The organism is Lelliottia jeotgali (assembly GCF_977070485.1).
The window spans coordinates 288,097-310,439 of the sequence record NZ_CDRVFO010000001.1 but is presented as its reverse complement, the minus strand read 5'-3'; the positions used below and the strand labels follow the sequence as shown (position 1 = coordinate 310,439).

Genomic DNA, 22,343 nt, shown 5'->3' with positions numbered 1-22,343 from the left:
GCATACCCGCGAGCAGAGCAGCCGGGTTTCAGGCCGAAACAACGAAGAAAGACACGATCAACGCCACGCCAGCGAACCACACCAGCGAGCGTAAAGCCGCCCAGTCCGCCAGATAGCAGATGATGTAAAGCAGCCGACTGGTGATGTACAAGACCCCCAGCACGTCCTGCGTCACCTGCTCGGCATTGCCGACGATATCGGCCACCAACACCGCTGCGGCAAACGCCGGGAACGCTTCATAGCTGTTCTGCTGCGCGGCATGGGCACGCCGTGGCAGGCCCGATAGTGTGTCGAGGAAAGCGCGCGGGTCGTGATTGTCCTTCAAGCCGAAGCGGCCACTGCTCACCTTGGCGATCAAGGCGCACAGCGGCGGCAGGAACAATGCGATCAGGATGCACCACAGGGCAACGGTCATGGACAGGACTCCTTCAGTCGTTAGGTTAGAGCTTCATCACCAGCATGCCTGCCAGCACCAGCCCGCAAGCTAGGAGTCTCGGACCGCCAAAAGGTTCTTTGAGGTAGCGCATGCCCAGCAGCACCACCAGGATAACGCTCAGCTCGCGCAAGGCCGCCGCCTCGGCCACCGAACCCAGATGCATGGCCCACAATACCAGCGCGTAGCTGAACAACACGCAAAAGCCCACTGCCAACCCCAAGCGCCATTGGGTGCGCCAGAACAGCACGAACGGCCCCCGCCGCGCCACACCGGCAAGCAATGGAAAGGGCCAGGCGCTTAGCAGGGTCAGCCATACCAGGTAGTCCCAGGGCTTGCCCCACAACCGCACGGCCTGCCCGTCGAACCAGGTGTAGCAACCGATGCACAGGCCGATCAGTGCCACCACCGGCAGCATCGACCAGGGCAGGCGCTCACCCCCACCCCCCTGCCACAGCAGGCACGCCATGCCACACGGGATCAGCAATATGCCGATGATCTGCTGCTGGCTGAGCGACTCGCCGGCGAACGCCAGGGTCAGCCCCAGCACCACCAGCGGTGACAGGCCACGCATCAGAGGATAGACCAGCCCCAGATCGCCTACCCGATAAGCCTGGATCAGCAGGAATCGATACAACTGCTCTGCCAATGCCGAAGCGATCAGCCAAGGCCAGATCTCGGCAGGCGGCAGGTCCACGAAGGCCACGGCAAGCACGGCAAAGGCCAGGGCTACGGAGTCCATGCTGGCGATCACCAGCAAGCGCTCGCCACTGAATTTGATCAGGGTGTTCCAGGTCGCGTGCAGCAGGGCCGCGACCAATACCAGGGAAGTTGCCAGCACGCCTTCAGGTCCTTGTGACGTTATCAGCCACTGAATATATAGCCTTGGTAGTGACAATGGGCGCGAGGCGGTTCTGCATCAAATGCGGAACGAAACCAGCCAGCCAGGTCAAAAACTGTGTCCCGAAACCCTCGCCAGATCATCAAAGAACTGCCCGAGCCATTCGGGTTACGACTTGGAAGCCATTGTTACAGGATTCGGGATGCTTGAATTAGTTGCTGCGTTTATCTGCCTCACCACTCTCCTCACCTATGTCAATTACCGCTTTATCGGCCTGCCACCCGCCATCGGCGTGATGGTCACGGCGCTGCTGTTCTCGCTGATGCTGCAGGGCCTGAGCCTGATCGGCTTCCCAGGCCTTGAAGAACGCGTCGAAGGGCTGATGAACCAGATCGACTTCAATGACCTGCTGATGCACTGGATGCTGGCGTTTCTACTGTTCGCCGGCGCACTGCACGTCAACCTCACCGATCTGCGCAGCTACCGCTGGCCGATCGGGCTGCTGGCAACGCTCGGCGTGCTGATCGCCACGGTGGTGATCGGTTTTCTGTCGCACTGGGTGTTTGCGATGTTCGGCTGGCAGGTGCCGCTGATCTACTGCCTGCTGTTCGGTGCACTGATCTCGCCCACCGATCCGATCGCTGTGCTGGGGGCCCTGCGGACCGCCAACGCCTCCAAACCACTAAAGACCACCATCGTCGGTGAGTCACTGTTCAACGACGGCACCGCCGTAGTGGTGTTCACCGTCCTGCTGGGTATCATTCAACTGGGTGAAACGCCAAGCATCACTGACACGGCGATCCTGTTCGCTCGCGAAGCCATTGGCGGCGTGGTGTTTGGCGGGCTGCTCGGTTACGCCACCTACCGCATGATCAAAAGCGTCGAGCAGTATCAGGTCGAGGTCATGCTGACCCTGGCGCTGGTCATCGGTGGTTCGGCGATGTGCTACGAGCTGCATGTCTCGGCACCGATCGCGATGGTCGTGGCCGGGCTGATCATCGGCAACCTGGGGCGCAACCTGGCGATGAACGACATGACCCGTCGTTACATGGACGGTTTCTGGGAGTTGATCGACGACATGCTCAACGCCCTGCTCTTCGCCCTGATCGGCCTGGAGCTGTTGCTGCTGCCGTTCAACTGGCTGCACCTGGCAGCTGGCAGCGTCCTGGCGCTGGCGGTGCTGCTGTCGCGGCTGCTGACCGTGGCCCCGGCGATCGTGCTGCTGCGCCGCTGGCGTCCGGTACCGAAAGGCACAGTACGGGTGCTGACCTGGGGTGGCCTGCGTGGCGGGGTGTCGGTGGCCCTGGCACTGTCGCTGCCCTTGGGCGAGGAACGAGACCTGCTGCTGTCGATCACCTACATCGTGGTGCTGTCGTCGATCCTGGTACAGGGCTTGAGCATCGGACGGGTGGTGCGCAAGGTCAGCGCACAACCCTGAAAACCCGGGGCCGCATCGACTTCAAGCCCTAGGCAGTGCCTGTGGGAGCCGGCTTGCCGGCGAAGGGGCTGCGAAGCAGCCCCATCACGTTATTCCACCGCGCTGTCCGGAAACTGGTCCTGAACATATTTGATCTCGGTCCGCCCGTGGGCAGCCGGTTGGCCATCCTCGCCCAGGTTGACGAAGACCATCTTGTCGACAGTCAGGATGCTCTTGCGGGTGATCTTGTTGCGCACTTCACACTTGAGGGTGATCGAGGTGCGGCCGAACTCGGTGGCGGTAATGCCCAACTCGATGATGTCGCCCTGGCGCGAGGCACTGACGAAGTTGATCTCCGACATGTACTTGGTCACCACACGCTGGTTGCCCAGCTGGACGATGGCGTAGATCGCCGCCTCTTCGTCGATCCAGCGCAACAGGCTGCCGCCGAACAGTGTGCCGTTGGGGTTGAGGTCTTCGGGTTTTACCCATTTGCGGGTGTGAAAGTTCATCTGTACTCCTGACCTGCTTGGCTAACGTGCGGTAATGATGGCAGAGCGGCCCGCGCCGCTCCATTGATCATCGACTATCGTCGCTATTAATCGACAGAAAACCTTGGGCGAAGACTCCCGCCAAGGCTATAATCTGCGCCGATTCACATGGCCACCCGCCGCGGTGCCATGCCCGCCACCTGTCCGAGGGGCGCTGCAGCAGGGTCACCCTGTCAGGCTCGGATGGGGCGTTGTCCGCTCCCGCGGACGCTCAACGCACAACGGCGCCCATTCGCACACTACGAATGGAGGCTCTCATGAGCGCTGTAAACACGCCTGCAGGTTTTACCGATTTCAAAGTCGCAGACATCTCCCTGGCCGCCTGGGGTCGTCGCGAAACCATCATCGCCGAATCGGAAATGCCTGCCCTGATGGGCCTGCGTCGCAAATACCTCGCTGAGCAGCCGCTCAAGGGTGCGAAGATTCTGGGCTGCATCCACATGACCATTCAGACTGCCGTGCTGATCGAAACCCTGGTTGCCCTGGGTGCCGAAGTGCGCTGGTCGTCCTGCAACATCTTCTCCACCCAAGACCAGGCCGCAGCCTCCATCGCTGCTGCCGGTATCCCGGTGTTCGCCTGGAAAGGTGAAACCGAGGAAGAGTACGAGTGGTGCCTGGAGCAGACCATCCTCAAGGATGGCCAGCCATGGGACGCCAACATGATCCTCGACGACGGCGGTGACCTGACCGAGCTGCTGCACAAGAAGTACCCGGCCGTACTGGACCGCGTTCACGGTGTCACCGAAGAAACCACCACCGGCGTGCACCGCCTGCTGGACATGCTGGCCAAAGGCGAGCTGAAGGTCCCGGCCATCAACGTCAACGACTCGGTCACCAAGAGCAAGAACGACAACAAATACGGCTGCCGTCACAGCCTGAGCGACGCCATCAAGCGCGGTACCGACCACCTGCTGTCGGGCAAGCAGGCCCTGGTGATCGGCTACGGTGACGTGGGCAAGGGCTCTGCGCAGTCGCTGCGCCAGGAAGGCATGATCGTCAAGGTCACCGAAGTTGACCCGATCTGCGCCATGCAGGCGTGCATGGACGGCTTCGAGCTGGTCTCGCCGTTCATCGACGGTATCAACGACGGCACCGAAGCCAGCATCGACAAGGCCCTGCTGGGCAAGATCGACCTGATCGTCACCACCACCGGTAACGTCAACGTCTGCGACGCCAACATGCTCAAGGCCCTGAAGAAGCGCGCCGTGGTCTGCAACATCGGCCACTTCGACAACGAGATCGACACCGCCTTCATGCGCAAGAACTGGGCATGGGAAGAGGTCAAGCCTCAGGTCCACAAGATCCACCGTACCGGCGCTGGCGACTTCGACCCGCAGAACGACGACTACCTGATCCTGCTGGCCGAAGGCCGCCTGGTGAACCTGGGCAACGCCACCGGCCATCCAAGCCGCATCATGGACGGTTCGTTCGCCAACCAGGTACTGGCACAGATCTTCCTGTTCGAGCAGAAGTTCGCCGACCTGTCGGCCGAGAAGAAAGCTGAACGCCTGACCGTTGAAGTGCTGCCGAAGAAACTCGACGAAGAAGTGGCCCTGGAGATGGTCCGCGGCTTCGGCGGCGTGGTCACCAAGCTGACCCAGCAACAGGCCGACTACATCGGCGTGACTGTCGAAGGCCCGTTCAAGCCGCACGCTTACCGCTACTAAGCGGCTAGCTTGAAGCGGCAAGCGGCAAGAAAAGGCAGACCGTGCCGTTGCCGCTTGCAGCTCCAGCACCCACGATCTTGAACGATGCCCAAGCCAGATCGGCCATCACCGATCTGGCTTTTACTTGCAGCTTGCCGCTAGTAGCTTGCTGCTTGAGGAACGAGTGATGTCACAAGAACGCCGCTACAGTTTCGAATTCTTCCCGACCAAGACCGATGCCGGTCATGAAAAGCTGATGGGCGTGGCCCGCCAGCTCGCTGCCTACAAGCCAGACTTCTTCTCCTGCACCTACGGTGCCGGTGGCTCGACCCGCGACCGCACACTAAACACCGTGCTGCAGCTGGAGAACGAAGTGAAGGTGCCTGCCGCACCGCATCTGTCGTGCGTTGGCGATACAAAAGACGAGCTGCGCGCCCTGCTGGCCGAATACAAGGCAGCGGGCATCAAGCGTATCGTCGCCCTGCGCGGTGACCTGCCGTCGGGCATGGGCATGGCCAGTGGTGAACTGCGTTATGCCAGCGACCTGGTCGAGTTCATCCGCCAGGAAACAGGTGATCACTTCCACCTGGAAGTGGCCGCTTATCCGGAAATGCACCCGCAGGCACGCAACTTCGAAGCCGACCTTGCCAACTTCGTACACAAGGTCAAGGCTGGTGCCGACAGCGCCATTACTCAGTACTTCTTCAACGCCGACAGCTACTTCTACTTCGTAGAACGCGCGCAGAAACTGGGCGTGGAGATTCCGGTAGTGCCCGGCATCATGCCAATCACCAATTACAGCAAGCTGGCGCGCTTCTCCGACGCCTGCGGCGCCGAAATCCCGCGCTGGATCCGCAAACAGCTGGAAGCCTATGCCGACGATACCGCCAGCATCCAGGCCTTCGGTGAAGAAGTCATCACCCGCATGTGCGAACAACTGCTGCAAGGCGGTGCACCGGGGCTGCATTTCTATACCTTGAACCAGGCAGAGGCGAGCCTGGCAATCTGGAACAACCTGAAGCTGCCTCGCTGAAATTATTTGGTAAAGTCCTATTCAGAAATGCTTAAGGCTTTAGTCATAGACTAAGGCCTTATTTCATTTCCGGTTCAGACGGGTCTTGCCAGCCATGCAACATCTCACGCCCTCGCGCCCTCAACTGATCTACCTGGCCTTCGGCTCGGCCACCTACCATCAGGAAGCCTGCTTCAGCATCGTCAGCGCCCTGACCCACTTGGACACGGCTGCGGGCGAGGCCATGGATATACAGGTCTACACCGACAACCCCGCGCCCTACGGCAAGCTGCCGGTTACCGTTCATCTGCTCGATGAAGCAACGCGCAAGGCCTGGAACGAACCTCACGGCTACCATTTCCGCAGCAAGCACGTGGTGTTGCGCCAGGTACTCCAGCAGCATTCGCAGGCTGTGCTGATCGACACCGACACATTCTTCCGCAAGTCACCACTGAACCTGTTCCAGCGGGTCAAAGCCGGCAGCCTGCTGTGCAACGCGATCGGCGGGCGCTACGGCGAAAATCAGCAGTGCCTACTCTACAAGAACCTGCTGACCATCCTCCAGGCGCGGGACTTGGCAGACTGCCAGATGCCTTTGGTCAACTCCGGGGTGATTGGCTTGACCGCCGAAGATGCGGGGATACTGGACCACTCGATCGCGCTGATGGACGAGCTCCATCCACTGGCTCGCACGGCCTATACGCTGGAAGAGTTCTGCCTCGCGGTTGCCGCCTACCGCAAGCTGGCGCTGGCTGAATGCACCGACGTAATCCACCACTACTGGAGCCGCAAGGCTCAGTTCCGGGCCAAGATACAGGCCTGGCTGCGCAAGCACGCAGACCACCCACTTAGCACTGCCGCCTTGGCCGACGTGCTGTTGGTGAATGACCAGTTGCCGCGCCCGCCGACATTGCAGCGCCTGGGTTACAAGGCCATGAGCCTGACCCTGCCCAGCCGCGAGCGTCAGTTTGCCCGCGAACTGTTGTATGGCAGCTACCCCTACCCCAACGAATTTGACCGCGCCTGTGCTCCCGCCTGGTGGGACAAGGCATTGCAAAATCTCAATGATCGTTATGGCCCGATGGAACCGGAGCAGTTGCGCCAGTGCCTGCGCCACCCATGCCTGCGCCTCTCGCTTGGAGCCCAACGCAAGGAAATCGAAGCGCATCTGCTGCAGTCCACAAAGCTATAAGCGTTCTGTTCCCGCGAAGGTGCTGCCTCAGCGCCTTCAACTGGCCTTACCAGAGCCGAGCGGGTAATCTCGCGTCATGCCGTTCATCTTCCGCTTCTTCTGCATCCTGCTGCTCGCCTGCCTGAGCCCCATGGCGCAGGCAGAACGCCTGCGCCTGGTTACCGATGACTGGGCGCCTTATGTGTACCAGCATAACGGCCAGCCCAAGGGCATAGATTACGAAGTCACCACTGAGGTGTTCAGGCGCCTAGGTATCGAGCTGGAGTGGGAATTCATGCCTTGGAAGCGATGCCTGGCCATGATCGAACAAGGCCAGGCCGACGGGGTCATGGACATCTTCAAAGTGGACTCGCGCCAGGCATACATGGTCTACCCGCTGGAGCCCATGTCGGATGTCGAGTTCGTGCTGTATCAATCCAGCCGCCGTCGCCATGCAGTAAACCGACTGAGCGACCTCACCGACCTGACTGTCGGCACCTCACCGGGCTATGCCTATGGAGCGGAGTTCAACGATGCATCAGGCTTTCGGCGTGAAGCGGCGTCAAGCCACGAAGCCAATTTTGGCAAACTGGTGCTCGGGCGCATCGATTTGCTGGTCACCGATCGCCTGGTCGGGCGCTACCTGCGCCGCCAACTCGGCCTTGAGCAGCAGGTAGAGGAACTGCCACTGGTCATCAGCCGTCAGGCGCAATACCTGGGGCTGGCGCGTAAACCTGGCCGCGATGCCTTGGCACTGGCGTTTACCGAAGGGCTGCGGCGCTTCAAGCAGGAGCCCGCTTACCTAGCGATAATCGAACGCTACATCGGCAGCACCGGCCACCTTCCTCACACCGTTGAGCAGCAGGAAAGCAGCACACAGCGATAGCTCTGTTATACTCGGGCCTTCCCGCCCGGCTCACGCCCGGACGCTCGGCCTCGCAACAGGCATCCCGATCGGCACCGACGCACCTTGCGTCCTAACTCCGTTTTCCGGATGTGCAGTGAAAGCCCAGCTGGACCGGACGCGATCGCATCCCACCGATGCCCGTCGCGCCAGGCAGAATATCCCTACGGGCCCAGCCCCCACAGAACAGGATTGCCCATGTCCTTTGCTTCCCTCGGTCTCTCCGAGGCACTTGTCCGCGCTATCGAGGCTGCGGGCTATACCCAGCCGACTCCGGTGCAACAGCGGGCGATTCCCGCCGTGTTGCAAGGCCGCGACCTGATGGTCGCCGCACAGACAGGTACAGGTAAAACCGGCGGTTTCGCCCTACCGATCCTTGAGCGCCTGTTCCCGGCAGGTCACCCGGACAAATCACAGCGCCATGGCCCGCGCCAACCGCGCGTGCTGGTCCTGACCCCGACCCGCGAACTGGCGGCTCAGGTACACGACAGCTTCAAGGTTTACGCTCGCGACCTGCCACTGGTCAGTGCCTGCATTTTCGGCGGCGTTGGCATGAACCCGCAGATCCAGGCCATCGCCAAGGGTGTCGATGTTCTGGTGGCCTGTCCGGGTCGCCTGCTGGACTTGGCAGGGCAAGGCCGCGTCGACCTGGCCCACGTGGAAATCCTGGTCCTCGACGAAGCCGACCGCATGCTCGACATGGGCTTCATCCATGACGTCAAGAAGGTCCTCGCCCGCCTGCCGGCCAAACGGCAGAACCTGCTGTTCTCGGCGACGTTCTCCAAAGACATCACTGACCTCGCCGACAAGCTCCTGCACAACCCGGAGCGCATCGAGGTCACCCCGCCGAACACCACCGTCGAGCGTATCGAGCAGCGCGTCTACCGCCTGCCCGCCAGCCACAAGCGCGCGCTGCTGGCCCACCTGATCACGCTTGGCGCCTGGGAGCAGGTACTGGTATTCACCCGTACCAAGCACGGTGCCAACCGTCTGGCCGAGTACCTGGAAAAGCACGGTCTGAGCGCCGCTGCCATCCACGGCAACAAGAGCCAGAACGCTCGAACCAAGGCCCTGGCCGACTTCAAGGCCAACAGCGTACGCGTACTGGTCGCCACCGACATTGCCGCCCGTGGCCTGGACATCGATCAGCTGCCGCATGTAGTCAACTTCGAGCTGCCCAATGTCGAGGAAGACTACGTTCACCGTATCGGCCGCACCGGCCGTGCCGGCCGCTCGGGCGAGGCCATTTCGCTGGTCGCGCCGGATGAAGAAAAGCTGCTCAAGAGCATTGAGCGGGTCACCAGGCAGAAGATCGCCGATGGCGACCTGATGGGCTTCGACCCAAGCCAGGTAGAAGCCGAGAAACCTGAGGTGCGTGAACGCCCGCAGAACAACGGTCGCGGCGGCCGCAATCAGCAGGCCCGTGGTGACGGTGGCAAAGATGGCAGTGGCGGCCGCAAGGACAAAGGCAAAGATAAAGGCAAGGCCAAGCAGCAGGCTGCCGACAAGCCTGCCGACAAGGAAAAGTCCGCCGACAAGCAGCAGCCGCGCAAGCCGCGCGACAAGAAGCCGCGCCAACAGCAAGCCAGCCAGAACAGTGTGCCGAAGGCACCGGCCGACCGTGCTCCGGATGAATTCCTGGACGACGAAATCGACAACTTCGGTAACCGTGCCGACTACGTCAGCCCCTACCAGAATGCCAAGAACCAGGGCCGCAACCGTCGCCCGGGTGCTAGTGCCGGAGCCGGTCAAGGCCAAGCCAGCCCTGGGCGCAGCAACAGTGGTGGTGGCCAAGGGCGTAACGGCGGCCAGCCGCGCAACGCCAGTGGCGAGAAACGCCCGCCGCGCAACAACAAGGGTGGTGATGCGCGCCGCGATAGCAACGGTGGCGGCCGCAACCGTTCGGCCGGCCGTGATGACGTATCCCGTCAGGAACCGGCAGTACGTAGCTCGCGAGAGCCGCAAAACCAGCCTGTGATCATCCGCAAGGAGTCCAAGCTCGACCGTTTCCCAACGCCTGAGCAACTGGACGACCTGCCAAGCCGACCACGCGGTGAGCGGCCTGCGTTACTGACCCGCAAGGGCGGCTGACGCTACCGGCAAACAAAAACGCCGCCCCATGGGGCGGCGTTTTTATTGCTCAGGCAATGATCACTTCTGCTTCACACCTTCGACGCTGATGTCCAGGTCCAGGGTCTGCGAGGTTGCACCTGGGCCCTTGATGCCGAAGTCGTTCAGGTTCAGCGTGGTGGTAGCGTTGAAGCCAGCACGCTCGCCGCCCCATGGGTCCTTGCCTTCACCGTTGAAGGTGGCCTTGAAGGTCACAGGCTTGGTCACACCATGCAGTGTCAGGTCACCAGTCACGTCGGCGGTCTTTTCACCGGTCGATTTGACGGCGGTGGAAACGAACTTCGCTTCCGGATACTTCTTCACATCCAGGAAGTCAGCGCTGGCGATATGCTTGTCGCGCTCGGCGTGATTCGACCACAGGCTGGCGGTTTTCAGGTCGACGCTGATCTTGCTGGCTTCAGGCTTGGCACTATCCCAAGTGAAGTTACCGTCGAAGTCCTTGAAGGTACCGTGAATGAAGCTGTAGCCCAGGTGGCTGATTTTCCAGTCGACGAACGCGTGCTGGCCTTCCTTGTCGATCTTGTACTCGGCGGCCATGGCCTGGCCAGCGCTGAGCAGAGCGGTACCGAGCGCCAGAGCGGCAAAAGTCTTTTTCAACATCCTTTCAGTTCCTTGCAATTGAGGTTGAGAGTCAAGCTTTGCGGCCCAGCATGCGAACCAGGGTCGCGTCACGGTCGATGTAATGATGCTTCAGGGCGGCCAGCGCGTGCAGCACGGCGAAAATCACCAGGCCCCACGCCAGCCACAGATGAATAACGCCGGCCAAATCCGCCTGGTCAGGCAGGTCACTGACAAGAGCCGGCACTTCAAACAAGCCAAACACAGGAATACCGACACCGTCGGCGGTTGAGATCAGGTAGCCGGCGACCATCACCGCGAACAGGCCTATATACAGCGCCAGGTGCCCCAACTTGGCGGCCAGACGGGTAAATGCTCCGTGGTTGGCAGGCGCCGGTGGTGGCGGGCTGATCAAGCGCCACAGCACACGCACCAGCATGACAGCCAGAAGCACTAGGCCGATGCTCTTGTGCAGGTCCGGGCCAGCCTTGCGCCAAGGGCTGTAATAGTCGAGACCGACCATCCACAGGCCAAGACCGAACAGGCCGAAGACTGCCAGCGCAACAACCCAGTGCAGGACGATGCTGATCACGCCATAGCGAGAAGGTGAGTTGCGCAGTTGCATGATGCCGTTTTTCCCCGTGAAAGCTATGCACAGACTAACGCGTAACGTATCGAATAAAAGCACAAAAAATTGCTCTGGATTATCGATAAATCCGATATTTATTGTCCGAGCTCGCTATTAAGAAAACATTAACGATAGCGGGTAATTCAAGCTTAGCCCTGGCCCTGTCGTCGGGCTCGGCGGCGACAGGGCCAAGCGATCGCAATCAGCCAGCCTTGACCTGGGAGTGGGTAACGGCCTGTTTTTCAGGCGCCGATTTGGCCGGGGCTTCTTTGGCCTCGACAGGTTTGAGCGCCGGAGCAGTCTTGGCTTCAGGCTTGTCAGCGCTGCCGAACAACCGCGAGAAGAAACCTGGCTTGTCCACCCGCGCCTCCTCGGCCTTCACCGGTTCGGCTTTGGCAGGTGCCTTTTCGGCGTTGTCCTCTTTGTCGGATGAACCACCAAACATGTTGGAGAAGAACCCGCCTTTGTCCTTCTGCGCTCCAGCAGTTGCCGCTACAGGGGTAGCTTTGACGGGGTCGAACGACTTGCCGGCCAACAGGTCCTGCACTTGGCTGGCGGCACGCTGGCCACTGCGCAGGGCACCTTCAAGAGTGCCTGGGTACAGCGCATCGGTATGCTCACCGGCAAACGCAATGCGTTGCACCGGACGCTCCCACAGGCGCCAGTACTTGCTGATCTGCCCTGGCCCGTAGGCCAGGTAGGCGCCGCCGGTACCGGCGTCGGCACTGTAGCGCTTGACCTCATACCCGGTGAACGCACCGCGGGCCTTTGGATAGAAAGCGTGCAGGCGGATCAACACCTGGTCGACCATCTGCTTGTCGCCGAAAGCCTGCAGCAGGCGGGCGTTGTCACCCGACAGGTTGATCACCACGTTGGCGCCCCCTTTGAGTGCTGGCTCGATCCATAGCATGCCAAGGCCTGCGTTACTGAAGATTTCGCCAGACATGCGCGCGCGGCTTTCCCAGACTGGCTGCTTGAACTTAAGCAGCAGCTGATCGCGCCAACCATAGTTGGTGCCCCTCAGCGCCGCGACGTGCTGGGTGTCCAGGGCCGGGGTGATCTGGATTTTGGCCAGAGCACGCAGCGGTACGGCCATGACCAGGTAATCGGCCTGATAGCTGGCGCTGCCGACCTTGACGGTGACCCCGCCGCGGTCCTGGACGATGGAGGTGACTGGCGAACTGGTCTTGATGGTTTTCAACTGTTTGACGAAAGCCTGGGCCAGCACCGGGCTGCCACCAGGCAAGCGTGCGGCACGCAGGTCACGGTCGCTGACGCCGCGGTAGACACGGCTCTGCTGGGCAAAGTACAGCAATGAGAGACGCGACGGTTCATCGTAGCGGGTACGGATCTGCTGGTTGATCAGTTGCCGTGCAGTGCTGGGCAACTGCAGCTTGTCGAGCCAAGTGGAAACGTTCATCTGGTCGAGGGCGAATAGCGTACTGGTCGCCTGTGGTTTGAGCGGGTCATCGATCGAACGGGCCAGGTCATCGAGGGTCTTCTCGTAGCGCTTGAGTGCTTCGGCGGTAGCAGGCTGCCTGGTAGCCAGGTCGCTGGCGCTGAAGTACTCCCCATCGATCAGATACCCTGGAGTACGTACGAACTCAGGCGCGGGCAGTGTCTCAAGCTTGAAACGCTCAAGGTACTGGTTGAGCACCGGCTGAGCCTTGCTGTTGCCGACCCACTCACTGGTGGCCAGGCCCGAGCGGCCGCCCATGCCCGCCTTGGCCTCCAGCAAGGTCACCTGCCAACCCTTGCTCTGCAGCTCGTAGGCTGCCGTCAGGCCTGCAAGGCCGCCACCTACCACGATTGCCGAAGGTGTCTTGTCCTTCGCCAGCGCGGCGCCGCTGGACACACCGATCAATACCAACGCGCACAGGCGCACCCAAGCAGCAGCCATGATGGCGAACTCCGAGTTGACGTTACAGAAATGGGAAGAGGCAAAACGCCCCGAGATGATGCGTTAAGAATACGTCAGGTATGCCGACCCTGCCACCACAGCGCCATCAAGTCCTTTTGCCAACTGGCATTTTTGTCAGTAGACAGGCCTGCTGCCCTTGCGCAACGCTGGTCCGGGTAGCTGGAAAAACCGACAAAAGGAGCTGCGCATGATCTATGAGGAGCATTTTGCCCACGTCAAAAGGCAGCTCCTGTGGCACAAACAAACGTTACTGACGCCCTCAGGCTTGCGTATCCGCAGCAATGGCACTTCCTGGGCCAGTATTCATGAAGCCTTCAAAGGCGAAGATGGCACCGAACTGGTGATTGGCGAGCAGAGTGAGGTGGAAATCAGCTTCAGCCAGGAAGTCGAAAGCCTTCGTCTGGAATGCTACGTCGTCAGCGACCAGCACTTCGAAGATGTAACAATGCTCATGGATACCGAGGGCTTCGATTGGGGCGTGATTGCCCCGCCCCCGCACAACTTTTACTGGCTGACGCTTTCAGGCAGCGGATATACCGAATTCATGCCTGGGCATTTCTCCACCCAACCTTGCTATCAGCACCTCCCCGGGCCTTTTCGGCGCCTGACCATCTCCACCTCCAGAGCCGGCACCGTGCATATCCGCAAGCTCGAATGGACCCACACCTGTCGCCATTGACCCATAGCGGTTGTCCTACCCCCCGGCATTGCTTAGGCTTACGCGGTCAAACATGCCGTAACGCCAGGAGAAGTGCCGATGGGCCTCAATGATCAGTGGATGCAGCGTGACCTGAAGGTCTTGTGGCACCCCTGCACCCAGATGAAAGACCACGAGCAATTGCCGCTTATCCCGATAAAGCGCGGGGAAGGCGTGTGGCTCGAGGACTTCGAAGGCAAACGCTACCTGGATGCGGTCAGCAGCTGGTGGGTGAACGTGTTTGGCCACGCCAACCCGCGCATCAACCAGCGCATCAAGGACCAGGTCGACCAGCTCGAGCATGTGATCCTTGCGGGTTTCAGCCACCAGCCGGTGATCGAGCTTTCCGAGCGTCTGGTCGCGATGACGCCTGCAGGTCTGGATCGGGTGTTCTATGCCGACAATGGCTCGTCGTGCATCGAAGTGGCGCTGAAAATGAGCTTCCATTACTGGCAGAACATCGGCAAACCGGCAAAAAAACGCTTCGTCACCCTGACCAACAGCTACCACGGCGAGACTATCGCCGCGATGTCGGTGGGCGATGTGCCGCTGTTCACCGAAACCTACAAAGCGCTGCTGCTCGATACCATCAAAGTGCCCAGCCCGGATTGCTATCTGCGCCCCGAGGGCATGGGCTGGGAGGAGCACTCGCGCAACATGTTCGCAGCCATGGAACAGACGCTGGCCGAACACCACGAAACCCTCTCGGCGGTGATCATCGAGCCGTTGATCCAGGGTGCCGGCGGTATGCGCATGTACCACCCGGTCTACCTCAAGCTGCTGCGCGAGGCTTGCGACCGCTATGGCGTGCATCTGATCCACGACGAAATTGCCGTGGGCTTTGGCCGCACCGGCACGATGTTCGCTTGTGAGCAGGCTGGCATCCGCCCCGATTTCCTGTGCCTGTCCAAGGCGCTGACCGGCGGCTACCTGCCGCTGGCCGCGTGCCTGACCACCGATACGGTGTACCAGGCGTTCTACGACGATTACCCAACGCTGCGCGCGTTCCTCCATTCGCACAGCTACACCGGCAACCCGCTGGCCTGCGCGGCGGCATTGGCGACCCTGGACATCTTCGAGCAGGACAACGTGATCGAGGCCAACAAGGCGTTGTCCGCACGCATGACCAGAGCCACTGCGCACTTGGCCGATCATGCCCATGTTGCCGAAATCCGCCAGACCGGCATGGCCTTGGCGATCGAAATGGTCCAGGACAAGGCGGGCAAGGTCGCCTACCCGTGGCAGGAGCGCCGCGGCCTGAAAGTGTTCGAGCATGCCCTGACCCGCGGCGCCCTGCTGCGCCCGCTGGGCAGCGTGGTGTACTTCCTGCCGCCCTACGTGATCACGCCAGAGCAGATCGACTTCCTTGCCGAGGTGGCCAGTGAAGGCATCGATATCGCCACGCGAGACAGCGTCAGCGTGGCGGTGCCGGCAAACTTCCACCCCGACTTCCGCGACCCGGGCTGACCGACCAGCAATCGCAACGCCTTGTAGGAGCGGCCTCGCGTCGCGAACGGGCTGCACAGCAGCCCCAAAGATCAGCAGCGCCGCCAAATGACCGGAGCTACTGTGCGGCCCTTTCGTGACACAAGGCCGCGCCTACAGGGACGATGTTCAACCTTCTTCCTGAGCAGAACCATGAGACTGTCCCGCTTCTTCATCGACGCCCCCCTGAGCCTCGGCGAGCACGACCTGCCCGAAGCCCAGGCCCATTACATCGGCCGCGTGCTGCGCATGGCCCCCGGCGATGCCGTGCAATTGTTCGATGGCAGCGGCCAGGAATACCTGGGCCAATTGCTCGAAGTGGGCAAGAAGACCGTGCGCGTCAGCCTCGACCAGGCCGTTGCAGGCCAGGCCGAGTCGCCATTGCACATTCATCTCGGCCAAGGCCTTTCCCGCGGCGAGCGCATGGACTGGGCCATCCAGAAGGCCACCGAACTGGGCGCCAATGAAATCACCCCGATCGTCAGCGAGCGCTGCGAAGTGCGCCTCAAAGACGAGCGCGCCGACAAGCGCCTCGCCCATTGGCGCCAGGTCGCGATCAGCGCCTGCGAGCAATGCGGCCGCTCGATCTTGCCGATCATCCACGCGCCAGTGACCTTGGGTGACTGGATCAAGGGTAGCGATGCTGACCTGAAACTGGTCTTGCACCCTGTCGCTGAGCCGCTGACCAGTCATGACAAACCGGCACGCCTGGCGTTTCTGATCGGACCCGAGGGAGGCTTGAGCGAAGCGGAAGTCGACCAGGCCAAGGGGGCAGGCTTCCAAGCTGCCCGTCTTGGCCCGCGGGTCCTGCGCACTGAAACAGCGCCGGTGGTGGCCCTGTCGGTGGCGCAACAGCTGTGGGGCGATTTTTAACGCACGTAGAGCGATACCGCCACGAAGTGCATCAGGCTGCCAGCAATCACGAACAGGTGCCAGATGCCGTGCCAGTGGCGGAATCGGCTGTCAAATGCGAAGAAAATGATGCCCACGGTGTAAAACACACCGCCAGCCGCCAGCCAGGCAAAGCCGGCGGTGCCCAGGCTTTGCAGCAGCGGTTTGACCGCCACCAGCACGATCCAGCCCATCACCGCATAGATGATGATCGATAGGACCCGCGCCTCCGATCGTGGCTTGATTTCCTGCAGCATACCGATCACCGCCAACCCCCAGACCACCCCGAACAGGCTCCAGCCCCAGGGCCCGCGCAGGCTCACCAGGCAGAACGGTGTGTAGCTGCCGGCGATCAGCAGGTAGATGGACAGGTGATCGAGCTTGCGCATGATCACCTTCGCCCGGCCGCGGGTGCTGTGGTAGAGGGTCGAGATGCTGTAGAGCAGCAACAGCGTGCCGCCGTAGATGGAAAAACTGACGATCTTCCAGGGGTCACCCTGCAGGCCTGCGACGACGATCAGCCAGATGCCGCCAATGCAGGCCAGGATTGCACCGACCAGATGGGTCCAAGCGTTGAAACGTTCACCGTGATACATGCAAACACAGACCTCCCGACCACCTGCAAGGTTCAAGCTCCAAGCTACAAGCTTCGAGAAAGAGCAATACTCCCCCACTCAACGCGATCAGCTTGAAGCTTGAAGCTTACAGCTTCAGTCATTGCAACTGCGCGTCACGCACCAGCCTTTCCAGCCCAACCAGGTCTGGCACCCGTGCCACCTGCTCGCCCACCTGCACTGCCGCCAACTCCAGGCTACCCAACGCCACATCCACATAGTTGAGCTGGCTGTCGAGTTTGCACGAGCGTGGGATGTCCTGCAGCAACACCGCCAGATATCGCAGCCCGGTATCACCCAAGGCGTTCAGCACTACGATACGTGCCCGCTCGCCACAAGGGGTTTCACCACCGCACGCCGCTTCGAAGCCGATCAGCGGCAGGTGCTGCTGGCGCCAATCGATCCACCCCAGGTGCCAGGCCGGTTCGGCACGCTGGCACACCAGGTTGCGCTGGCCGATAAGCTCGGCCACTGCCACATTGGGCAACACCAGGGTTCGGTCGCCCAAGGGCAACAGCAGGCCGGTCAGGCTGCTGCGCTGGCCTGCGATCAGCTCAAGCATGGGTTTGGCTCCAATGGGCAATACTCTGCAGCAGCACCGACTCCTGATACGGCTTGCCCAGGTAGTCGTTGACGCCGATGGCCATGGCCCGGTCGCGGTGTTTCTGCCCGGTGCGCGAGGTGATCATGATGATCGGCAGGCCTTTAAGGCGCTCGTCGCGACGAATACGGGTGGCCACTTCAAAGCCATCCATGCGCGGCATTTCGATGTCCAGCAGCAACACATCCGGGCGGTGCTCTTCCAGCAACGCCATGGCATCGACACCGTCCTTGGCCGTCAGCACGCTCATCCCATGGCGCTCCAGCAGGCGGCTGGTCACCTTGCGCACTGTCACCGAATCATCCACCACCATCACCAGCGACGCCCGCCGCGGCGCCGGGCCGAACAGCGTACGCTGCACCCCGCTACCACCCGGCAGCCGCGCCAGCCGACGCTGCTGGCCGCGCAACTGGCCAAGCAGATCAAGAATCAGTACCACCCGACCATCACCGAGCAGAGTCGCGCCGGACAACCCAGGCACGGCGGCGAACTGGGGGCCCAGGCTCTTCACCACGATCTCGCGGCTCGGCGACAGGCTATCGACCTGAATGGCGAACGACTGCTCCTGGGAATGCACCAGCAACACCGGCAATGGCACGCTCTGGCCCAGAAGACCTGGCCGTGGCAGGCCTTGCAGCAGCTCGCCCAAGTAACGCAAATCGTATTCATGGCCAGCATAGCCGTAGCGGGGCACATCCCGCTGATAACAGATAGCCAGCTCGGCCGGCGGCACGCGCACGATACCTTCGATGGTGTTGAGCGGTATGGCGTACTGCTCCTCACCCAGGTGGACCATCACCGCACGGTTGATCGACACCGTGAATGGCAGGCGAATCAGAAAGCGTGCGCCCTTGCCTTGCGCCGACTCGATACTCATCGAGCCGCCCAGTTGCTTGACCTCTTCGTGCACCACGTCCATGCCCAGGCCACGCCCGGAAATCTGGGTGATCTTCTCAGCGGTGGAAAACCCCGGGCGCAAGATGAACTGCAGGATCTCGTGATCACTCAAGCGTGCCTGGGGGTCCAGCAGGCCACGCTTGATCGCCTTGCGCCGCACAGCATCCAGCGGCACGCCGGCACCGTCGTCGGTCATTTCGATGACGATATCGGCCCCCTCATGGAGCAAATTGAGATGGATGGTACCCAGCTCAGGCTTGCCGGCAGCCAAGCGCGCTTCACGGGTCTCAAGGCCATGATCGACAGCATTGCGCAGCATGTGCTCCAAGGGCGCAACCATACGCTCGAGAACACTGCGATCAAGCTCGCCTTCGGCGTTGCCGACCACCAGTTCGACCTGCTTGCCCAATTCACTGGCCACTTGGCGCACCACCCTCTGCAGGCGCGGCACGAGACGCTCGAACGGCACCATCAACGTGGCGGTGAGGCCTTCCTGCAACTGGCTGTTCACCCTCGCCTGCTGCTGCAGTAGGGCCTGCGCCTCCTGCGCGCGCTGGGCCAACGTCTCTTTCAGGTCAAGCAGGTCAGAGGCCGATTCGAACAACGCCCGTGACAATTGCTGCAGTTGGGAATGGCGGTCCATTTCCAGCGGGTCGAAATCCTCGTAAGCGTCACCTTCGAACGGCTGACGGCTGCTGATTCGCCCTTGGGTTTCCATATCCAGACGCAGCAACTGGTCGCGCATGCGCTCCAGCGTGGTTTCCATCTCGCTCAAGGCGAACTGGGCGTCATTGACCTGTTGCTCGATACGTCCACGGATGACCGAGTGCTCACCAGCCAGGTTTCCCAGGTCATCGAGCAGTTCGGCGTCCACCTTGACCAGGTCACCGGGGGGGCGCTCCGGCGTAGTGGCAGGTGCGTCGGCAGGTGCAGCCCCGGCCGGGGCCTGCCCGGCAACGCTGTCGGCCAGGGCGGCGCTGCTAAAGTTGCGGATGTAGTCGATCAACGCAGTAGCCGCATGCAGCGGCTGCCCCAGACGCACGGCGTCAAGCATGTGCGCCAGACGGTCATGGCAGTTCTGCAGCAGAGCGAACAACGGTGCACTAGGTGGCAAGCGTCCAGCAGCCAGCAATTCGTACAGGAACTCCAGTTCGTGGGCCAGGTCGCCGATAGCGGCAATTTCCACCATGCGCGCCCCGCCCTTGAGCGTGTGCAAATCACGCAGCAGGTTGTCCACCTCGGCGCTGTTGCGGGGGTCGGCCTGCCAACGCGCAAGCGCGGCGGCGGCGCTTTCAACAATGTCTGAGCTTTCTTCGAGGAAGACTTCAAGCAGCTCCTTGTCGCCCGGGTTCTCGGCCTCTTCGGCCAGCGCCAGGGGACCATCGAGGCGCGTGACCGACCCGGGTGCCACCAGGCCGGTGGCATCGGGTGCCAGGGCGTCGTCCAGCAAGCCACGCAAGCCATCGATGCAGTCTGGGCGGGCGGACGGTTCCTGGCCGGCAGCGATCTCGTCGAGCATGTCGAGGAGTACCCCATGGGCTTGCCGTGCCTGGGCGAAGAAGCGTTCATCGGCAGCAAGGCTGCCCTCTTCCACCGCGCCATACAGATCCAGCAATGCTTCGCAGACATCGTCCATCTGCCTCAGGTCGGCCAGGTGCGCACCGTGACAGAGGGTGGTCAGCTCATCGAGCAAGCTGTCCAGCGACTGGCGTTGCCCAGGCTGCTCCTGCCAGCGTGACAACAGGGCCTCGGCATCCAGCAGAATGTCCATCGACTGGGCCAGGAAGCTGGCGATCAACTGTGGGTCACGCTTGCCCCGCCGCCCATGCTGCGGCTCGTCATGCAAGCTGGCCAAGCGCATGTCCACGGCCTCACCGACCTGCTCGATCAACTCCGCCGCGCCCGGAATGGGAGCCAGCGGGCTGCTGCCCAATTGCGCGAGGCTCAGGTGCAACAGTGCGCGTGCCGCTTCCAGCCATTCCAGCTCGGCCATTTGCAAAGGCAAGTGGTGGCCCCGGTATTCGCGTACCAGCCGGTCGAACGCGGTGGCCAGCTCGGCGATCGGCAATACGCCGGCCATCGCAGCGCTACCTTTGAGGGTATGCAAGGCGCGTTGAAGGGTATCGCTGACATCGGTGTCATGGCCGCCGGCGCCCTGCAAAAATGCCTCCAGGCTGGCCAGATGGCCCTGCGCTTCATTGCGGAAGATGTCCAGCAACAGCGGATCCAGGCCATCGATTTCGGCACCTGCCGGCGAATCGTTTTCCGCCAGCGCATGCAGATGGCTCGCCAGTTGCTCAATTTCGGTCACCTGTGGCATCTGGCCGGCGGCAAAGTCGGCCAGCAGATCAGGCAAATGAACCACTACCTGCTGCAGGGCCACCACACCCTCCGGGGCCAGCGCCATACGCCCTTCGAGTACCCGGTTGAGCAAATGCTCACCGCCCCAGGCCAACTCGGCCACCGCCTGGGCGTGGACCATGCGGCCACTGCCTTTGAGCGTATGCAGGTCCCGGCGCACCTCCAGCAAGGCATCCCGCAGGCTGTTATCGGCGCGCCAGCGCAACCAATGCCGCTCGATCTGCGGCAGCAGCTCGCCGGCCTCTTCAAGGAAGACCTCGCGCAACTCGTCATCAACCCCGTCGGTGCTGCCGTCCTGGGCAATGACGCTTTCGCCAAGCGTGCACTGCACACCGAGCGCCGCCAGGCTGACGCGCGCCCTGTCGAGGAAAGGCTGGGCATCGGCCAGAGGGTCGGCTACCCGCCATTGCAGGTAACACTCACTGGCGCTGAGGGCATCGGCCAGGTGGTCAAGCTCATCCGGCGGCGGCTCGACGTCCAAGTGCTGTAACCAGCCGTGCACGTAACCCGCACATCCGGCCAAGACTTCGGCAGCTGCCGGCAGCATCAGCATCGCCAACGCCCCTCGTACTTGCTGCAGCAACCCCGGCAGTGGTTGCAGGCGCTGACGCGGCCAACCGGACTCGAGGCAATCTCCGATCAGGTCCTTGGCCTGCTGCAACACGTTCAGCGATTCGTTCAACACCAGTTGGCGAATCTCGGCCAGGTCCGAACCGGGCAAGCCCCCCTGCCCGCCTTCATCCAGCGGGCCGACCATGCCATTGAGGCTCGCCTCCACATACAACAAGGCACCCGCCACATCCATGAGTACGGCGTCATCCGCCACGCGTTGGCCTTGGGCCAACGCCTGCAGGGCCAATACCTGATCGATGATGACCCGCCGAGGCTGCTGAAAGCCCAGGACCGCAAGGGTATCAGCCACATGACGCAAGGGGGCCAACAGGCTGTCCAGCTGTTCGCTGTGCTGACGATCCCCGCGTACGAACTGGTCCAGACGCTCCTTGATGCGCATCAGGTCGTCGCACAAGGCGCTGATCACCGAACGCAGGGCATCACGCCCAGGCCCTGCCTGAACCTGCTCACGCCAATTGCCCAGCGACAGGTCGAGATTGGCCAGGTCGTCCGAGCCTGCAAAGCGCTGCGCCGCTCCGCTGATCAGGCTGCCCTGGGCCAACGGTTCGACACCCCGGCAAGCCCGCAACTGGTTGAGCAGCGGCAGCATGACCAAAGGCAGGTCATGCCGCGCACCGCGCAGCCGCTCCAGGTACGAGGGTAGTTGCTCAAGGCCGCGGAACAGCGGGCCCAGGCAGTCGCCGCGGGGGCTTACCTGGCCCTCGGCCAAGGCCCTGGCCAGCAACTCCAGCTCTTCGGCCAGGCGCGTGGCACCGCGCAGTTCGAGCATGCGCAGGCAGCCGTGAACCTGGTGCAGGTTATCCACCACGAACGCCAGCATGGACAAATCGTCCGTCTCCCCGGCAAAGCGCTCAAGGGCCTGACGCGCCTGCCCCAGGCAATCGAGGATGGCCGCCTTGGTCCAGGCGAGGGCGACGGTATCGTGGCGCTCAGGGCTTACTGCTGTAGCCAT

General features: G+C 62.0%; 17 protein-coding genes, 1 pseudogene and 1 riboswitch. Of the genes and pseudogenes, 9 read left to right on the top strand and 9 right to left on the bottom strand.

Annotated elements, in window-relative coordinates:
* Positions 1-28: 28 nt before the first annotated feature.
* Together ACW4TB_RS01380 and ACW4TB_RS01375 are read right to left on the bottom strand one after the other, a co-directional pair.
* Complete coding sequence (locus tag ACW4TB_RS01380) at positions 29-415, bottom strand: MAPEG family protein (RefSeq protein WP_012312435.1); 387 nt, start codon at positions 413-415, stop codon at positions 29-31.
* Positions 416-440: 25 nt separating this feature from the next.
* A complete protein-coding gene (locus tag ACW4TB_RS01375) occupies positions 441-1,274 on the bottom strand; it encodes an EamA family transporter (RefSeq protein WP_012312434.1) in 834 nt (277 codons plus the stop codon).
* Between the two features lie 202 nt (positions 1,275-1,476).
* Between ACW4TB_RS01375 and ACW4TB_RS01370 the strand changes: the two genes are divergently transcribed.
* Positions 1,477-2,712 carry a cation:proton antiporter gene (locus ACW4TB_RS01370; RefSeq protein ID WP_012312433.1) on the top strand — a complete coding sequence of 412 codons (1,236 nt, stop codon included), beginning with the start codon at positions 1,477-1,479 and terminating at the stop codon, positions 2,710-2,712.
* An 89-nt stretch (positions 2,713-2,801) separates the two neighbouring features.
* On the opposite strand, the gene ACW4TB_RS01365 is transcribed toward ACW4TB_RS01370, so the two are convergent.
* The gene (locus ACW4TB_RS01365) at positions 2,802-3,203 is read right to left on the bottom strand and encodes an acyl-CoA thioesterase (protein WP_012312432.1); all 402 of its coding nucleotides are present in this window, start codon (positions 3,201-3,203) and stop codon (positions 2,802-2,804) included.
* 179 nt (positions 3,204-3,382) lie between these two features.
* Positions 3,383-3,479, top strand: a riboswitch (S-adenosyl-L-homocysteine riboswitch).
* Between the two features lie 20 nt (positions 3,480-3,499).
* On the opposite strand from ACW4TB_RS01365, the gene ahcY reads away from it, so the two are divergent.
* The 5 genes and pseudogenes from ahcY to ACW4TB_RS01340 form a co-directional block, all read left to right on the top strand.
* A complete protein-coding gene (ahcY, locus tag ACW4TB_RS01360) occupies positions 3,500-4,909 on the top strand; it encodes an adenosylhomocysteinase (protein ID WP_012312431.1) in 1,410 nt (469 codons plus the stop codon).
* 166 nt (positions 4,910-5,075) lie between these two features.
* On the top strand, positions 5,076-5,921 hold the full coding sequence (gene metF, locus ACW4TB_RS01355) for a methylenetetrahydrofolate reductase [NAD(P)H] (RefSeq protein WP_012312430.1): 846 nt from the start codon (positions 5,076-5,078) through the stop codon (positions 5,919-5,921).
* A 94-nt stretch (positions 5,922-6,015) separates the two neighbouring features.
* Entirely contained in the window at positions 6,016-7,092 is a 1,077-nt protein-coding gene (locus ACW4TB_RS01350; protein ID WP_254467052.1) for a hypothetical protein, read from the top strand.
* A 76-nt stretch (positions 7,093-7,168) separates the two neighbouring features.
* Complete coding sequence (locus ACW4TB_RS01345; RefSeq protein WP_012312428.1) at positions 7,169-7,957, top strand: substrate-binding periplasmic protein; 789 nt, start codon at positions 7,169-7,171, stop codon at positions 7,955-7,957.
* A gap of 216 nt (positions 7,958-8,173) precedes the next feature.
* Positions 8,174-9,547: pseudogene (locus tag ACW4TB_RS01340) on the top strand (DEAD/DEAH box helicase); the annotation flags it as partial.
* 579 nt (positions 9,548-10,126) lie between these two features.
* Here the strand turns inward: ACW4TB_RS01340 and ACW4TB_RS01335 are convergent.
* From ACW4TB_RS01335 to ACW4TB_RS01325, 3 genes are all read right to left on the bottom strand, one after another.
* Positions 10,127-10,702, bottom strand: coding sequence for a YceI family protein (locus tag ACW4TB_RS01335; RefSeq protein WP_455842881.1), 576 nt, complete (start codon positions 10,700-10,702; stop codon positions 10,127-10,129).
* Positions 10,703-10,736: 34 nt separating this feature from the next.
* Entirely contained in the window at positions 10,737-11,288 is a 552-nt protein-coding gene (locus ACW4TB_RS01330; protein WP_012312425.1) for a cytochrome b, read from the bottom strand.
* Positions 11,289-11,493: 205 nt separating this feature from the next.
* Positions 11,494-13,191, bottom strand: coding sequence for a flavin monoamine oxidase family protein (locus ACW4TB_RS01325; protein ID WP_012312424.1), 1,698 nt, complete (start codon positions 13,189-13,191; stop codon positions 11,494-11,496).
* A 208-nt stretch (positions 13,192-13,399) separates the two neighbouring features.
* Here ACW4TB_RS01325 and ACW4TB_RS01320 point away from each other — a divergent pair, with 208 nt between their 5' ends.
* The 3 genes from ACW4TB_RS01320 to ACW4TB_RS01310 all read left to right on the top strand — a co-directional run bounded on the left by ACW4TB_RS01320 (position 13,400) and on the right by ACW4TB_RS01310 (position 16,267).
* Complete coding sequence (locus ACW4TB_RS01320) at positions 13,400-13,891, top strand: hypothetical protein (protein ID WP_279929144.1); 492 nt, start codon at positions 13,400-13,402, stop codon at positions 13,889-13,891.
* A 78-nt stretch (positions 13,892-13,969) separates the two neighbouring features.
* Complete coding sequence (locus ACW4TB_RS01315) at positions 13,970-15,376, top strand: adenosylmethionine--8-amino-7-oxononanoate transaminase (RefSeq protein WP_254467049.1); 1,407 nt, start codon at positions 13,970-13,972, stop codon at positions 15,374-15,376.
* Positions 15,377-15,547: 171 nt separating this feature from the next.
* Positions 15,548-16,267, top strand: coding sequence for a 16S rRNA (uracil(1498)-N(3))-methyltransferase (locus tag ACW4TB_RS01310; protein ID WP_279929148.1), 720 nt, complete (start codon positions 15,548-15,550; stop codon positions 16,265-16,267).
* Here the strand turns inward: ACW4TB_RS01310 and trhA are convergent.
* From trhA to ACW4TB_RS01295, 3 genes are all read right to left on the bottom strand, one after another.
* On the bottom strand, positions 16,264-16,881 hold the full coding sequence (trhA, locus tag ACW4TB_RS01305) for a PAQR family membrane homeostasis protein TrhA (RefSeq protein ID WP_012312420.1): 618 nt from the start codon (positions 16,879-16,881) through the stop codon (positions 16,264-16,266). The genes ACW4TB_RS01310 and trhA overlap by 4 nt on opposite strands.
* Before the next feature lie 118 nt (positions 16,882-16,999).
* A complete protein-coding gene (locus tag ACW4TB_RS01300; protein ID WP_012312419.1) occupies positions 17,000-17,461 on the bottom strand; it encodes a chemotaxis protein CheW in 462 nt (153 codons plus the stop codon).
* A complete protein-coding gene (locus ACW4TB_RS01295; protein WP_279929152.1) occupies positions 17,454-22,343 on the bottom strand; it encodes a hybrid sensor histidine kinase/response regulator in 4,890 nt (1,629 codons plus the stop codon). Before ACW4TB_RS01295 ends, ACW4TB_RS01300 begins: the two co-directional genes overlap by 8 nt.

Coding starts and splice junctions, on each gene's coding strand:
- ACW4TB_RS01380 (WP_012312435.1), bottom strand. CDS start 415: ATGACCGTTGCCCTGTGGTGCATCCTGATCGCATTGTTCCTGCCGCCG.
- ACW4TB_RS01370 (WP_012312433.1), top strand. CDS start 1,477: ATGCTTGAATTAGTTGCTGCGTTTATCTGCCTCACCACTCTCCTCACC.
- ACW4TB_RS01365 (WP_012312432.1), bottom strand. CDS start 3,203: ATGAACTTTCACACCCGCAAATGGGTAAAACCCGAAGACCTCAACCCC.
- ahcY (WP_012312431.1), top strand. CDS start 3,500: ATGAGCGCTGTAAACACGCCTGCAGGTTTTACCGATTTCAAAGTCGCA.
- metF (WP_012312430.1), top strand. CDS start 5,076: ATGTCACAAGAACGCCGCTACAGTTTCGAATTCTTCCCGACCAAGACC.
- ACW4TB_RS01350 (WP_254467052.1), top strand. CDS start 6,016: ATGCAACATCTCACGCCCTCGCGCCCTCAACTGATCTACCTGGCCTTC.
- ACW4TB_RS01345 (WP_012312428.1), top strand. CDS start 7,169: ATGCCGTTCATCTTCCGCTTCTTCTGCATCCTGCTGCTCGCCTGCCTG.
- ACW4TB_RS01330 (WP_012312425.1), bottom strand. CDS start 11,288: ATGCAACTGCGCAACTCACCTTCTCGCTATGGCGTGATCAGCATCGTC.
- ACW4TB_RS01325 (WP_012312424.1), bottom strand. CDS start 13,191: ATGGCTGCTGCTTGGGTGCGCCTGTGCGCGTTGGTATTGATCGGTGTG.
- ACW4TB_RS01320 (WP_279929144.1), top strand. CDS start 13,400: ATGATCTATGAGGAGCATTTTGCCCACGTCAAAAGGCAGCTCCTGTGG.
- ACW4TB_RS01315 (WP_254467049.1), top strand. CDS start 13,970: ATGGGCCTCAATGATCAGTGGATGCAGCGTGACCTGAAGGTCTTGTGG.
- ACW4TB_RS01310 (WP_279929148.1), top strand. CDS start 15,548: ATGAGACTGTCCCGCTTCTTCATCGACGCCCCCCTGAGCCTCGGCGAG.
- trhA (WP_012312420.1), bottom strand. CDS start 16,881: ATGTATCACGGTGAACGTTTCAACGCTTGGACCCATCTGGTCGGTGCA.
- ACW4TB_RS01300 (WP_012312419.1), bottom strand. CDS start 17,461: ATGCTTGAGCTGATCGCAGGCCAGCGCAGCAGCCTGACCGGCCTGCTG.
- ACW4TB_RS01295 (WP_279929152.1), bottom strand. CDS start 22,343: ATGGCTACAGCAGTAAGCCCTGAGCGCCACGATACCGTCGCCCTCGCC.